At 35.6% G+C, this 15,322-nt stretch carries 11 protein-coding genes and 2 pseudogenes; 9 read left to right on the top strand and 4 right to left on the bottom strand.

Annotated elements, in window-relative coordinates:
- The first annotated feature begins 52 nt into the window (after positions 1-52).
- Positions 53-872 (top strand): IS5 family transposase gene (locus QLH32_RS19495; RefSeq protein WP_283269548.1). Its coding sequence is split into 2 segments (ribosomal slippage): positions 53-432 and positions 431-872, totalling 822 coding nucleotides; the frame shifts between segments, so codons are not numbered across the junction.
- Between the two features lie 402 nt (positions 873-1,274).
- On the opposite strand, the gene QLH32_RS19500 is transcribed toward QLH32_RS19495, so the two are convergent.
- Positions 1,275-1,517 carry a DUF2789 family protein gene (locus QLH32_RS19500; RefSeq protein ID WP_004281876.1) on the bottom strand — a complete coding sequence of 81 codons (243 nt, stop codon included), beginning with the start codon at positions 1,515-1,517 and terminating at the stop codon, positions 1,275-1,277.
- A 120-nt stretch (positions 1,518-1,637) separates the two neighbouring features.
- Here QLH32_RS19500 and QLH32_RS19505 point away from each other — a divergent pair.
- The 5 genes and pseudogenes from QLH32_RS19505 to QLH32_RS19525 all read left to right on the top strand — a co-directional run bounded on the left by QLH32_RS19505 (position 1,638) and on the right by QLH32_RS19525 (position 7,555).
- Positions 1,638-2,570, top strand: a pseudogene (locus QLH32_RS19505) (IS5-like element ISAha1 family transposase).
- A 346-nt stretch (positions 2,571-2,916) separates the two neighbouring features.
- Positions 2,917-3,297 carry a copper resistance CopC family protein gene (locus QLH32_RS19510; protein WP_004681441.1) on the top strand — a complete coding sequence of 127 codons (381 nt, stop codon included), beginning with the start codon at positions 2,917-2,919 and terminating at the stop codon, positions 3,295-3,297.
- 64 nt (positions 3,298-3,361) lie between these two features.
- Complete coding sequence (locus QLH32_RS19515) at positions 3,362-4,243, top strand: copper resistance D family protein (protein ID WP_151788922.1); 882 nt, start codon at positions 3,362-3,364, stop codon at positions 4,241-4,243.
- A gap of 463 nt (positions 4,244-4,706) precedes the next feature.
- Positions 4,707-4,901, top strand: a complete 195-nt coding sequence (locus tag QLH32_RS19520; protein ID WP_125268863.1) for a heavy-metal-associated domain-containing protein — start codon at positions 4,707-4,709, stop codon at positions 4,899-4,901.
- A gap of 176 nt (positions 4,902-5,077) precedes the next feature.
- Positions 5,078-7,555, top strand: a complete 2,478-nt coding sequence (locus QLH32_RS19525; protein WP_279960752.1) for a heavy metal translocating P-type ATPase — start codon at positions 5,078-5,080, stop codon at positions 7,553-7,555.
- A 640-nt stretch (positions 7,556-8,195) separates the two neighbouring features.
- On the opposite strand, the gene QLH32_RS19530 is transcribed toward QLH32_RS19525, so the two are convergent.
- The 3 genes from QLH32_RS19530 to QLH32_RS19540 all read right to left on the bottom strand — a co-directional run bounded on the left by QLH32_RS19530 (position 8,196) and on the right by QLH32_RS19540 (position 9,579).
- Positions 8,196-8,453 carry a hypothetical protein gene (locus QLH32_RS19530; protein ID WP_004726728.1) on the bottom strand — a complete coding sequence of 86 codons (258 nt, stop codon included), beginning with the start codon at positions 8,451-8,453 and terminating at the stop codon, positions 8,196-8,198.
- A gap of 349 nt (positions 8,454-8,802) precedes the next feature.
- Entirely contained in the window at positions 8,803-9,399 is a 597-nt protein-coding gene (locus QLH32_RS19535) for a putative adenosine monophosphate-protein transferase Fic (RefSeq protein WP_004658347.1), read from the bottom strand.
- Between the two features lie 12 nt (positions 9,400-9,411).
- Positions 9,412-9,579: a YhfG family protein gene (locus tag QLH32_RS19540; protein ID WP_002125865.1), complete on the bottom strand. Its 168-nt coding sequence runs from the start codon at positions 9,577-9,579 to the stop codon at positions 9,412-9,414.
- 274 nt (positions 9,580-9,853) lie between these two features.
- Here QLH32_RS19540 and QLH32_RS19545 point away from each other — a divergent pair, with 274 nt between their 5' ends.
- The 3 genes and pseudogenes from QLH32_RS19545 to QLH32_RS19555 all read left to right on the top strand — a co-directional run.
- Complete coding sequence (locus QLH32_RS19545) at positions 9,854-10,318, top strand: hypothetical protein (RefSeq protein ID WP_000911011.1); 465 nt, start codon at positions 9,854-9,856, stop codon at positions 10,316-10,318.
- A 12-nt stretch (positions 10,319-10,330) separates the two neighbouring features.
- Positions 10,331-12,670: a hypothetical protein gene (locus QLH32_RS19550; protein WP_283269553.1), complete on the top strand. Its 2,340-nt coding sequence runs from the start codon at positions 10,331-10,333 to the stop codon at positions 12,668-12,670.
- Between the two features lie 4 nt (positions 12,671-12,674).
- Positions 12,675-15,296: pseudogene (locus QLH32_RS19555) on the top strand (tyrosine-type recombinase/integrase); the annotation flags it as partial.
- Positions 15,297-15,322: the final 26 nt, after the last annotated feature.

Consider the following 15,322-nt stretch of genomic DNA (forward strand, 5'->3'; position numbering starts at 1 on the left):
ATTGGTCGTTTTTTGTATCAAACAATACGCCATTTTCGATTATTATTGTTCCATGAACTACTCAAAAGTAAAAACACTGTCAAACAGCCAGTTTAAACGACTTGTCGGAATACAAACCTCAACTTTTGCAGAAATGCTTGAAGTATTGAGAGCTGCTCAAAGTGTTAGTCGACGAGGAAGACCTTCTGTACTTTCGCTTGAAGATCAGCTATTGATGACCTTAAGTTATTGGCGTGAATATCGAACACTTTTTCATGTTTCGATGAGCTATGGTATACATGAATCTAATGCTTCTAGAATTATTCAAAAGATTGAGAATATCTTAATAAAATCCGATAAATTTCATTTACCTAAAAAATTACCACAAGGTGAAGGTTTAGATTGGGAAGTTGTCGTGGTTGATGCTACCGAGATAACCATAGAACGTCCCAAAAAAACAGAAAAAGTATTATAGTGGCAAGAAAAAGCGTCACACCATCAAAGCCCAGCTGATGATTCACTACGAAACACGTCAGATCATATCAACAGCCATTGCACACGGTAGTGTGCATGATGTTCAATTATTTAGAAGGCAACGCAAAAAACAAAGATACAAGGGGTTGTTGCTTGCAGATAAAGGCTATCAAGGTTTGAATCGACTAGGAGTGAGTTGCCTCATTCCCATAAAATCAAGCAAAAAGAAACCATTAACGCTGCTACATAAGCAAATCAATCGTGAAATTGGAAAACGACGTATCCGAATTGAGCATGTAAATGGTAAATTAAAGACCTTTAAAATTCTTGCTGAACGTTATCGTAATCGGCGTAAACGCATGGGTTTACGCCTCAATTTGATTGCTGCAATTTACAACATGGAGTTGGTCAATAAATGATTTTTGCAAGAGGTCTAATATTAATCTTTTAAAACTATTAAAGTTGTTATGATTTTATGTGCTTAAAAAAATAAAAATGAAATGATTAGATGACTCCAAGGCTAGTTAGAGACACATTCTTAATGTAATTTACACTGTTATTCCTTTAAAGAAAAAATACAGTTGATCAAAATAGTTTTTTATAGAAAAAAGGGTGGATAATTTAATTATTAAACTTATTGGTATATTTATTAGATAGAAGGTAAAGAAGATTATTTTTAATATTAGGGTTTATAATCCAAATTTCAGAGTAAGGAATCTACTACTTATATAATAGAGATTCCATCTCCAAAACAGTACTACTGTATGAATGAGTTGTATTCAATGCAGGGAAGAATGTAGATCCTTAATACTAACGGAAAATTATTTTACTGAATTTTCATGTAAAGACTCATTTAATTGATCAATCACTGTCGTCCATTCACCATCAGAGTGTAGTTTTTCTTCTAAAAAATGACGTTGAGCATCAGTCCAAAAAATTGCTTGTGTTAAAAAAACATCTCCAGCTAGCTGATGGCTCTCTATGAATTTTGCAATTGCTTCTTCAGTAGAAGCTAAACCAAGCTGTTCAAATAATTTGGTCATTCTTGGACGTGTTTGAGTCATGTGCTTAGCCCACAAATTTATATTAGATCAAATTAAACATAACATGTTTATATTTAAACTAAAATAGGCTTTGTTGCACAAACCTATCTCTAAAGGCTTATTCCACAATATAATTCTAAAATGAATAAGCCCACACCTAAAATCTATCGTACAACCAATTGGTCTTCTTATAACAGTGCATTAATAAATCGAGGAAATCTCTCAATTTGGTTTGATCCCAAGACTCAATAGTACGCTCAACCCAAAGGTAAACATGGTCGAAATCAAACTTATTCAGATACAGCCATCCAATGCTGTTTAATGATCAAATCCTTATTTCATCTTTCTTTACGCATGGTCACTGGCTTTGTGCAAAGTCTCATTCATCTTTATAGATTAGATTGGACAGCACCAGACTATTCCACCATCTGCAGAAGACAAGAGCATATTGATATTGCAATTAACTATCAAAAAAGCAGTAATGGCCTCCAGCTACTCGTCGATTCTACTGGCTTAAAGTTTCTAGGCGAAGGTGAATGGAAGCGTAAGAAACACCAACCTGAATATCGTCGCCAATGGCCTAAACTTCATATTGGTATAGATGCTGAAACCCTTCAAATACGCGCTATTCAACTCACTACAAATAATGTGAGTGATTCACAAGTGCTTGGTGATTTACTCGATCAGATTCCACAAGATGAGCAGATTGACTCTGTCTATACTGATGGGGCTTATGACACCAAGCAATGCCGTCAAGTAATTGCAGACCGACAAGCACATGCGGTGATTCCGCCAAGAAAAAATGCGAAACCTTGGAAAGATACGAAGACCAGCTCGCTAGAGCGAAATGAATTACTTCGAACAGTTAAACGTTTAGGAAGAACAATATGGAAAAATTGGTCAGGCTATCATCGCAGAAGTCTGATAGAAACCAAGATGCATTGCATTAAATTATTAGGCGATAAACTCCGTGCGAGAAACTTTCAAAGCCAAGTCAATGAGATTCATGCACGTGTGGCCGTATTAAATAAATTTACAGATTTAGGTCGACCTCACACCCAAGTTGCCACTTAAATTTAGATAACTTGGAAGAAGTTTAGCTTTTGAATGTTTGTGCAACAAAGCCACTAAAATATAAAAAATTAAATAGCTACTATTTTCTTAGACAAAATGATTACTACATTTCATAAATCAACCACCTACATAATTTGTTTGTTAAATGATCATTATTTTTCAATAAGATTATTTTAATAGTTAAAGATTTTAAATTTTAAAAATGACAAAAATGTAATTTTGAAGTCATCGCTATGTTTCTGTCTCTCACTAATAATTGAAATATAAGAGGAGATGATGTGGTCTCATTAAATATAGATTTTATAAAGTCATCTCTAATGAACTAACGAATCAAGAGGAAACGTAAATGAAATTATTTCAAAATAAAATGACTGCTCTACGTAATGTTGTAGTAGCTGCAACGATGATTGTGGCTACTACAACTACGTTCGCTCATGTGAGTTTAGTGAGTGCGATTCCTGCGGAAAATGCATCTATCCTTAGTCAACCAAAGAACTTGACCCTTAACTTTGGTGCAGAGGTTATGTTGATGAATATTAAGTTACTGGATGCTCAGCGAAGAGATGTTCCTTTAAAATATAAAGTTACTCATGACTTAAAGAAATCCTTTGATGTCGCTCTTCCGAAACTGAAAAAAGGTAAATATACCGTTGTCTGGACAACAATGGGGAAAGATGGTCACAACATGAATGGTGAATATAGTTTCACTATCAAATCAACTAAATAAGAATTGATTACCTTTCAACATGTCAGTGAGGTGCTGGCATGTTGTTCTAGAATGGACAAAAATAATGATTTCTGAATATTGGATGTGGGCCACTTGGTTAACTAAGGTTATTTTATATTTAAGTGTAGCTTTTGTCGTTGGTGGAGCCTTTTGCTATTTTTTACTTAGACAATATCTTGAACTAAAAGAATCGATTCTTAAATATATTACAATTGGCGCTGGATTAGGCCTAATTTCCAGTACCTTGGGATTTTTTATTCTGATTGGTAGTTTTGCCAATACTGGTATTACAGGTATGGTGGACCCCACGTATATTAATATATTGGTTAATACTCCGACGGGGTATATATACGTTCTTCGTTCTATTAGTTTTGCTCTTTTACTTCTTCTCATGGTGGTTAAAGTTAACAGGAACAAAGGTGAGTTTTCTATAATTGAAAGTTCAATATTTTGTATTTTACTTATCCCGATTATTTTTAGTTTTTCCCAGCTCGGACATGTCGCTAATTTAACCTTACTTGCTCAAATTTTATTATCAATCCATATTCTAGTTATGTCGTTATGGATGGGGGCTTTGTATCCGTTATGGAAAACCAGCCGGGAAATAAGTGGTTTACCTTTAAAAGATCGCATGCATGTATTTGGACGTATTGCTGCTTTCATTGTTGGGATATTAATCGCCTGTGGCGCTAGTGTAGCTCTTCTTTTAATTAAAGATTTTAATACCTTAATCAATACTGCATATGGCTATGGTTTCATGGTTAAAATGTTTTTTGTTATAAGTATTCTACTTTTAGCTGCCTTCAACAAATGGTATTTCACCCCGCGTCTTCAACATCCTAAATTCGCTAAACACCTTAGTCATGCCATTTTATTTGAGATGTTATTAGGCCTATCAATTCTATTAACAACCGGCTATATAACAACAGTAGTGGGTATTGAATAAGAGAATTTCAAAATAAGGTTATTGAGGAAATTTAACATTAGTACTTTTATCTTTTGTAGCTGAGCAATAAAGTTTCTACTGGACTGCCAGCTTACGACAATCAGAACAGTAAAATCGCATCATAAGGCATTTATACATTAAAGGTAGTCACCGGTTTTTAGCTTCAATCCATAAGAGTCTCATCTATTCAGTTCACTACTATTGATTGAAATAACTATCTTATAAATTTCAAAGTGATCGTAGATGACAAAAATGTCATTTTTAAGTCACGTTAATGTTGGTTAAGTACTTTTACTGTAGTCATTAGAACGCTATGCTTTAGAATACTCTGATGAAAACTATGGATGTAAACAGACCAAGTTACAGCAAGTAACTGATTCAGAGAAAGGCTGGTTGTATGGTGAAAGTTTAGAGTTACTGTTCTAATGGTTTAAACAAATATTTTGTTAAAAAGGAGCAACATATGAAATTTCACATCGCTAATATGACTTGTGGTGGTTGTGCACGAGGCATTACTACTGCAATTAAAGAGCTCGACTCGAATGCATCACTCGATATTGATTTACAAAACCGTATCGTTGAAATCAACACAACGGTGAGTCAGGATCAAGTCATTGCCACTCTCAGTGAGCGTGGATTTACAGCTGAGCCTGCTTAATCTCTGTTAGAGTAAAGTGGTAATCCCTTATCACTTTACTTACTCTTGTTTTTCTCATCGTACAGATAAAATCTGTACTTGCTTGCAATAAAAGTGCTGCCTGAATTCCCAATTATCTTGGTTCGAGCTGATCTTCGCATATAGAACTCAGCATATCTAAATGATAGAGATCGTATATGAGTACCGAAATGACTGATACGCCACGCTACTGTGAAACATTAGAGATTGAAGGGATGACATGTGCTTCTTGTGTAGGGCGTGTGGAAAAAGCTTTAAAATCTGCTGAGGGGGTTGAATCAGCTCATGTAAACCTGGCAACCGAAAAAGCAGTCATTTATGGACATCAACCACTTGATCGCGCTACTTTGATTAAAGTCGTAGAAAAAGCAGGCTACGAAGTGGAAGTATTGCAACCGATAGAGCTTACGATAGAGGGTATGTCATGTGCTTCTTGTGTAGGTCGAGTAGAAAAGGCCTTAAAATCTGTTGAGGGTGTGGAATCAGCTCATGTAAATCTGGCTACTGAAAAAGCGACTATTCAGGCAAGCTCATCTGTCACTCGTGACTCGTTAATTCAGGCTGTCACCAAAGCAGGGTTTGAAGCAAAGTCAGTTCATCAAACTACGGAAAGCTTTCAAGATAAAAAGAATATTGAATTAGAAAAACTTAAAAAAGATTTAATTTTGTCAGTCTTATTGACTCTACCCGTTTTTATTTTAGAAATGGGATCACACCTGATTCCCGCCTTTCATACGTTTATGATGGATAACATTGGCCAACAAAATAGCTGGTTAATGCAATTTTTCTTGACCACAGTAGCATTAATTTTTCCAGGCCGACGCTTCTTCAAAAAAGGCATCCCAAGTTTATTCCGCTTAGCACCAGACATGAATTCCTTGGTGGCTGTAGGAACATTGGCTGCTTATCTTTATTCAGTGGTTGCTACTTTCTTTCCAAGTGTCCTGCCACAAGGCACGGTCAATGTTTATTATGAAGCTGCAGCGGTTATTATCACTTTAATTCTATTAGGTAGATTTTTTGAAGCCAAGGCAAAAGGCCGAACGTCTTTAGCAATTCAACATCTAGTTGGAATGCAGCCTAAAGTTGCCAGAATACAGCTCAATAATCAGGTGATAGAAGTTCCGATTGCCGAAGTTCAAACAGGAACGATTGTAGAGATTAGACCAGGTGAGCGTATCCCTGTCGATGGTGAAGTTATTCACGGCCAAAGTTTTATTGATGAATCCATGATTACTGGCGAGCCTATGCCCGTTGAAAAAACGATAGGCTCTACTGTGGTAGGAGGAACAATTAACCAAAGTGGCAGCTTAAATATCAAAGCCACCTCTGTTGGTAGTTCATCAGTGCTTTCTCAAATCATCCGAATGGTTGAACAGGCACAGGGTTCCAAGCTGCCTATTCAGGCATTGGTTGATAAAATTACCATGTGGTTTGTACCTGTAGTCATGGGTCTCTCTCTTTTAACTTTTCTTACGTGGTTTATCTTCGGCCCTGAACCAGCCCTAACTTTTAGTTTAGTTAATGCTGTTGCGGTACTCATTATTGCATGTCCTTGTGCAATGGGGCTGGCAACGCCGACATCAATCATGGTGGGAACTGGGCGTGGTGCTGAAATGGGTGTTTTATTTCGTAAAGGGGAAGCTTTACAGCTGCTCAAAGAAACTAAAGTGGTTGCAGTTGATAAAACCGGGACTCTGACTGAAGGGAAACCAATTTTAACTGATCTGCATGTCTTAGAAGGTTTTGAATACAATGCCGTACTTTCACTTATGGCAGCCGTTGAATCAAAGTCTGAGCATCCTATTGCTCGAGCAATTGTACAAGCCGCTATAGATAAGGAATTAATCCTGTCTCCTGTTGCTGATTTCAAGTCAGTCACGGGCTATGGAATAGAAGCAACGGTGTCTGAACATTTGGTTCATATTGGTGCAGATCGATATATGGAAAAACTAGGTTTGAATCCTAATGTTTTTTCTCAATTTTCGGATCGTTTGGGAGAAGAAGGAAAAACCCCTCTCTATGTTGCGATTGACCAGAAACTTGCTGCCATTATTGCTGTAGCAGATCCAATTAAAGAATCAACATTTGCTGCAATTGAAGCGTTACACCAGTTAGGTTTAAAGGTTGCCATGATTACAGGTGATAACCGTCATACAGCTCAAGCGATTGCAAAAAAACTAGGTATTGATGAGGTTATTGCAGAAGTCTTACCAGAAGGTAAAATAGAGGCCGTTAAAAAATTAAAAAATCAATATGGTAAACTCGCATATGTTGGAGATGGCATTAATGATGCCCCTGCACTTGCAGAAGCAGATATTGGTTTAGCGATAGGTACAGGTACAGACGTAGCTATTGAAGCTGCTGATGTGGTTTTGATGTCTGGCAACCTGAAAGGAGTGCCGAATGCTATCGCTTTAAGCAAAGCGACTATAACCAATATTCGTGAAAATTTATTTTGGGCATTTGTTTACAATGCAGCTCTGATTCCTATTGCAGCAGGTGTACTTTATCCGCAATTTGGACTGCTACTTTCTCCTGTATTTGCTGCTGGTGCAATGGCTCTCTCGTCAATATTTGTACTAGGAAATGCTTTACGATTAAAACGTTTTAAAGCCCCCCTTGCAATTATTTAACCATTTTTTATATACATTTAAAGTTTTGTTGGCTTTACTTTATATATTTGGAAATAGTCTAAGCCATGTTGGCTTTTATTAAATATCATACAGTTGATATTCTAATTATTTGAGAGGGATTAAGATGAAAAGAATTTTATTAATATGCTTTATAGGCATGTCATTTACCTATGCGAATAACACTAAATATAAAAAAATTGGAAGAATAATTTATTAAATTATTGTTTTTATGTGGTTATTGGTGATGTTATGAATAATAATAACTTTTTCTTGATGAATTTTACCTAAAAAAATTGATCAGATAATTTTCTTTAAATGTCATGCATACATAAATTTGACAGTTTGAAGGGATCGGTATGTGCATTTTTCACAAGGTTAAAGATCGACCATAAATGTGATAAACGGCAGAGGATCATTGAAAAATGAATGGATTTAAACACTACATGTATGCACGAAAAAAAGTATCGCTGCGGTTCTGCTGACAGGCTGTATTGAGCATTGAATGCAAATGATGTAGTAATTGTCTACAGGCTATAGGACCAGCATGAAGAAGAATGAAATGTAGTTGCCAATTTATAACCTTGGTTGAAAAGCATAGCATTGTTATTCGGAGAAGTGAGGTAAGCCATCCTTCTCTTATTCATTTAAAATGATTCTTACTCAACTGATCTCGACTCATGGGCTGGTTCCAATTAGACGGATAATAACTTCCATCCCCTATCTTTTTCTTACCACATTTCTTGCATTTAATCCCTTCTTTGGAGATTTGATTCAGCATCACTGTTGTCGGTTGAATCAAATCAATGACATAGTTCGTTGGTTCAGGAAAAGCAGAAGAGGCTGCTTTATTGCAAAAGAGAACATTCGGATCAAATGGATTGGATTGCACAAAAGCCATGATACAGCCACAGAGTAATTCACCTGCATGTAATCTGTAACATCCATTCAGGTCATCAGACGAAGATTAATCTGAAATTTAAGCACTAAACGCCATAAATCTATGTATGGGCAGACTTTTTTGAGACATATGTTGATAAACATGCGGCAAGTTACATTGCTTAAAAGTCTATCTAAGTTAACGATCTATTCAATTCTGGATAAGTAATCTGAATATTACGATCCTAAATTACCCGAAGAGTATTAAGATTTCTAAGAATCGTGATTGTTGGTTTATTTGGGAAATTAATCAGTGGATTGAAGCAAAGATGATGGCTCATTAAGGATTGTGGGCTTCGACTACTTAAATTTTAGGTATTTTGAATAAAGCATATTTCAAAAATCTTAATTAATGGATTTAAATTACCATAAAAACCTTCAATATTGGCTTGAATCCATTGTTGTTGAGAGTCAATGCGAGACCAATCAATACCATAACCACAATGAGCAATCAGATGCTCAAAGAAAATCCGTTGTGTACGTCCATTACCTTCACGGAATGGGTGTATGACATTAAGCTCACAATACAAGTCGGCAAGTTGAGGAATCAGTTGTTGTGGTGCTAAGCCTTGAAAGTATTTTTTTTCTTGAAGCGGTTTGAGTAGTTTATTGGTTTCAATTTCAATACGGGAAAAATTACAAAAACGGGTGTCACCTTTGGAAATATCGATTTGTCTTAACTTTCCTGCCCAGTCGTATAAGTCGCCAAAGAGCTGCGCATGAATTGATTTTAAGTATTGTAAGTCGTAAGGTGGTTCAGCATATTCAATTAAGTTACTTGCCAATCCAGACAGTTCTAGTTCAGCTTGTTCTAAAATTTGTTCATCATGAATATTGAGTTTGTTCTTTAGGATATTTGTGCCAGGGTAACAATACAGGCTGTCACCCATTTCCCCATATTTATCCATACATGCACCTGACTAAGTTTCGGGTTGCGAATACTTCTTATATTTTTGCAAGATTTCAGCTTTACTTTGTTGAGTTGTTTGAGCTGTCGTTGTAATGCCTTCAAGCTTTAGGCTGGCTTGATAGTTTTGCGCACGTGTCGCTTGAATATATTTTTTTTTCTGTTCAGTGGTTCTGAGCATTTCGAAACTCCATTGATGCTACACGTGAAGTAAGTATAGCAGAGAATCTTTTTGATCAATGCTGCATACACAGCATTTCAAAATGTAATACAACGGTATTGTTTCATGTAATAACAGAAAACTAAAAAAAAGTGGAAGAATTTTTAAAATTTAGACCACCCATGATAAGTAAACCATATGTATTTGTTGATAATTGTAATTTTGAGAAAATTTAGTTGATAAATTAAATGAATTTTAATATACAAAGATATGCTCATTTTTTATATCGATAAAAATGTTAAAATTTGACTATTTAGTAAAAAATATAGAGATATTTATGGGGCAATTTATCATGCCCTTTTGCTTTGAGCGACAAAATGTTCAATTTAAGATAGTAAAAATTAACTCAGAACTACTGAAAATCAAAAAGATTAAACAGAGCCAGAAAGTAGTAGTACAAGCAAAGTTCAAAATAATCTATGTGAAAATTTGGCAAAAAATATTGCTATTAATGCAAACGGAGCCATGCTTACGTGTACATTCTAATTATGTTGCAATCTTACAGTTGATACATAATCTTGATGATTTTATCGAAAAATCACAGCAACACTTGTGCTTTGAGAGAAAAGCTCAGAAAGAGCTGGATGCTAAATTTTTTGCTAGATTTTTTAAGCTGACAAAGAGTTCAATAAAAGATCAACTTTTACCAAATTGTTCAGATCGTAATGAATTTAACCAATGCAATTTGATAAAAAATTAAGCGAAAGCGAATATGCCAAAGATTGAAACAGAAGAGCAATTCTTAGATTTAGCAGAAAAATTCCAAAAAGATTATTGTTTATTACGCAATCATGTTGTGAATACACAATTTGTCGATCTATCAGATGATTTACGTGAAAAAGCCCATGCTCTAAATAAGGAAGCACAACAGATATATGGCTATATATCTAGTTCTAGACAATTAGGTAAATATTATTATCTAGCTTCTTTAAGTTATTTTGCATGCCCGACTACTAGTAATACTCAAGAGCTGTCGTCTGAACGTTATTTGATTCTACAAGCGAGTTTTTTAACATATCGGCAGTATCAAGAATTTGCAGAAATTGATAAAGCTGAGAATAAGCAAAAACATGTTTGTGATCTCTTTCGCTATGTATCACGATATGTTCTGGATTCTAATCATGCTGAATTATTTCAAGAATGCAGTGAGCTACTAAATCGCTATGTCATGTACGAACGTAACTTGAAAAAGGAGGATCGTAATCAACTTTTTAATATTAAAGATTTCAAACAAGTACAAGCCATAGAGTATTTATCGGCTCTATTAATAATTTTTAAAAGACTTGATGATCGTCGTGTTGTTCATCGTCAGCGTAAGTCAAAAAAAAGTAAAGTTTTGCAATGGCCGACGAAAAATGAACTCAAAAAATTTCGTGAAATTAAAACGGGTAAGCAAGTAGATATTGGACATAACGCAAAGATCAGTATTTATGATGCCGCTCTTCACAAAGATGAAGAGGGTGAAGTTGATCTATTAGATCCTGAAATGGAGTTTTATTCAGAAGATGAAAAGTCTAAAAATTTAAATTATATACTCAGCGATAATGCGACGCATCTAATGCGGCATCGCCAGCGCCGTCATGCTCCTTTTGTTACAAATCCACATTATTTGGCGCCAGATATACTGAAGCAAATTGTTTATGTGTTGAGAACCGAGTTATCCGGGCACTGGAGGGATGCTGCAATCGCTGCAGCATGTTTATTGTCACTTTTGACGGGATTATCACCCGTCGCACTGATGGATTTTAACGAGCTTATTCAAGATGGAATTTTGATCCAGAATGGTTCAAGTAGACGTCGCGAATATTTACTCAAATTAAATCTTAAAATTACAGAGCAGAAGATTAAGAGCTTAAATCATGTGCGGTGGAATGAAGTGATGACACATCAACTACATTTACCTTCTGCTTGGTTTGACTATATAGAACAAGCATCGAATCCACTAATTTCATCAACACACATTAATACGAAACTTAAGAATTGGCTTGATAATCGGTTTGTAGGTTCGATCACTGTAGAAAAACTGCAGGCTCAATTATATTTTCATATATATTATGAAACATATAATGAATATCTTGCTCATGTAATTGCTGGGCGGGATAGTCAGCATCACATGCCTGGTATCTATTATGGCGGGCTACCGAAAACTCAACTCAGTAGCACATATCTAGCCTTTTTAGAAAAAGCACTTACACCACATTCCACACATTTTACTGAAGACACGGCTGAACTAAAAATATTGCAACAACAATTCAAAGTGCAATCTGCATTATCTATAGGAAGGATAGGGAGCCAACTGGCACTTGAACCCAATTTTGTGAAAGAGCAATTCCATATTTTACATAGACATTGTCACGAAAACATCCAAGAAGATAAGCACATTATTAATCAACTTAATGCATATGCGTGTTGGATGTGGCATATCAGTTTGTTGAGTTTGGCAAGTCGGCCTAAAAAAAACCTGTTGGGGAATTTGGATGATTATTGTGTTGAGCTCAAGCTTTTATATGTGAATGATAAAAAAAATAGTAAAGCAAGAAAAGATGGTCGTTTTGTCCCTTTATCTGATTTTTTCATAAAAACACTGCAAAATTACACTGCCTTTTTAGAACAAATTATTGAAGCGTACGGTTCATTTTTTAGACAAGTCTTTGCAAAGAAGAAGATAACTGTAAATGATCTTTTTGGTAAGGTCATTTTTAGTAAAGATATCTTGCCGATAACTGTCAAAGAATGGCAGAGCAGGAAAATTAAGTTAATCCCTTTATCGAGAAAATGGGTGAATTCATATATGCAAGGAGTCTTTCCAAAGAATATGTATTCGAATTGGTTACGTCATTTTGACATGAACTTTTTGATGCATGAGCAGCAAGAGGGTAAACCAGCATTAGCTTTTCACTTAATTCAGGCCCTGTATGGTCATGACCAACGTGACCGAGAGGCTTTTCATCCGCATTCTTCACTTATCCCGAATGTCTATGTACAGCAAGCCCGCCAGCAATTGCAAGATAATGTCAAATCTTTATCGATTAAACACTTAGAGCGAAAATAGTTGTATGCAAAAAATCAAAGAACTAATAAAACCACAACTAGATGATCTATTTGTTGATATTCATAAAATGGTGAAAAAGTCGCTAGATAGACAGCCTTCTCCACCTGAAGTATTGACGAAAGAAATGCAGCAAAAACTTGATCAGCAGATCGCTGAAAAATGGCATGACATTAAAGATAGTGTTGATTGTTTGAGTCAAAAGTTGAGCCGAGACGAACAATCAAAACTGATGCAATTTACTGAAGATGAATTTAATAAAAGAAGGAAGCAATTCAACCAGAATGTAGATAAAAAATCATACAGAATTAAGCTAAATCCACATACTAAACGGATCGTACTGCCTAGAAAAATTGAGAGTACAGAGTCACGGTTAGAACAGGGGCATCTACATATCCATGTACTTAAGGAATTAAGGCAGTATTGGCAAGATTCATTTGAATATTGGAATGAACCAAAGTACTTATGGGGAAATTTATGCTTAAGTTTTATATATATTTCAGGCTGTGCAGATGAACAGCATTTGATTGCTATTCAGAAGCAATTGCAGGAGGCCATTGAGCTTGGTACAGATCTGAATTGTTTTCGGTTATACCATTCGGACTACAAAAAAATCACTAATCCATTGTTACTACATTATCGTGTTGAAAACTCTCAATATGGCAACGATGTAGAACAGGGAAAGTTGTACCAATGGAAACATGTTTTTTTTAACCCATATGCGCAGTTCATTTTGCAATATTTAAAAAAGTTGAAAGCTACTCAGAAAGAATTTTGTCTGCAACATTCAGTTGAAGATTGTATTTTAGAAAGCTTGAGTAAGATAGGCAGGAAAAAAAGTCTTGGGGATCTGCAATATCAAATTAAACGCCGTGGATTTCGTGCGTTTAATGATGTGCAAATGGTACTCGAATTTAATCCAAACCTCAGCATAGATATATTTTTGAGTAATGTGCTTCAGCAAGAGATTAATACTGTTGCTTTAAGGCCATCCGAATTTAGATTGCTGTGGAATAATGATTACAATCAAGTCACAGAACCAGATAATCGCCCTATTCATTTTGAACAAGAGCAGTTACTTCCTGAAGTTCCGACTGTTCAAAGCAAATTACAAACGATTCCGTATGAGTTGATGTTGTTTGGTCAAAAGAAACGTAAAGGTCAAAAAGTTGAGCGTTTAGATAAAAAGAGGAATAAAGAAGAACGCACGCTACGTTTTTGGCAAGAAACTAGAAGGGTGTTAGAGGAGAAGATAGTTGATGCTAATACGGAGGAAAAGTCTTTAATTGATGCTCAACTACGCTTAATTCACTGGTTAATGCATTTAAAAAAACGAGGGCTTCAATTATCAACTATTGAAAGCTACTTAGGATCGTTTGGCAAAGAATTTATATTTGAGATTTGGCTCAATAAATTAGATTTAAAGCAACAATCCATAGATGACTATGAGGATTTATATCGGCAGCTATTGAAATACAGCAGTGAACGTGATGAAAAAGCAGTTCAACGAGATTCGGTGAAAGGAAAAACCTCTCGTAAGATGCACCAAAGCGCAGAATACCGTTTTGGTCGCCTAAAAGATTTTCATCAATTCTGTATAGAGAATTATGATGCTCCAGGGGTATTGGTGTTACAGAATTCAAGTTTTAAGCATTTACAAATTTGCAATGCACGGCTAGTGAGTCCTTTGCTATTTGGCAAATTATTGGAAAAACTAGAAAATTTAAGTCAAGAGCCAACGGCATCAGAGTGGGTCGATCATCTGAGTTGTTTAAAGCTGATGTATTTACTAAGTTATAGAACTGGACTTCGATTAAATGAAGTTCGTTGTCTTAAAATACAAGATATTATTTGCCCAGAGCTACTTTATAAAGAAAAAGAAAATACAGTTTTTAATAATATCACGCTTCATATCCAAGACAATTCATATCGCCGTCTGAAAACGCGAAGTGCGAATCGTCAAATACCATTGAAAATTGCATTGTCAGAACATGAGTTTTTAGTAGTACAACGTTACATACAACATCGTTATGAGCAATATTTGGTTAATCAGCAGGATGATCTACTTTTTAGTGTGAATCATCGTGTATTAACTGATCAATGTATCAGCAAAATTACAGTAGATTTGTTTAGTCAAATATTAGGTATGCATCATGGCTTTAGTTTTCATACATTACGCCACAGTGCTGCTAACTATCTAGCAATAACTTTGCTCGGTTCAAAAGAAATGATCAAGACCTACACAGATTGTCCTTGGGTAAAAGCAAAAAAGATGAGGGATTTATTGTTTGGTATGAAAGCACGTGCTCAAGAAGAGATTATTCAACATAAATGGCAGGTGCTCGCCTCTTGGATGGGGCATAGCAGTATTGAGCAAACGGCTTCAAATTACCTTCATGTTTTGGATTTATTAGCAGTCGATCGAATTTATAATTCGCCGTGTATCATTTCAAAAAAAGTATTAGAACAGTGTTTTAGTCCAGTGAAGTCAAGTACAGACTACATAAACCTAAATCGTTATACTCAGCAGCAGAAATGGTTTAATTCTTATCAGCAAACACAGCCAGTTACGATGGCTGGCCGACAAGAAAAGAAGTTTAGTATAGAGAAGAGTACTCTGACACCTTGGACTGCTCCCAGTATCCTAGACATCGA

This window comes from Acinetobacter corruptisaponis, assembly GCF_030053775.1.
In the GTDB taxonomy this organism is placed as follows: domain Bacteria; phylum Pseudomonadota; class Gammaproteobacteria; order Pseudomonadales; family Moraxellaceae; genus Acinetobacter; species Acinetobacter corruptisaponis.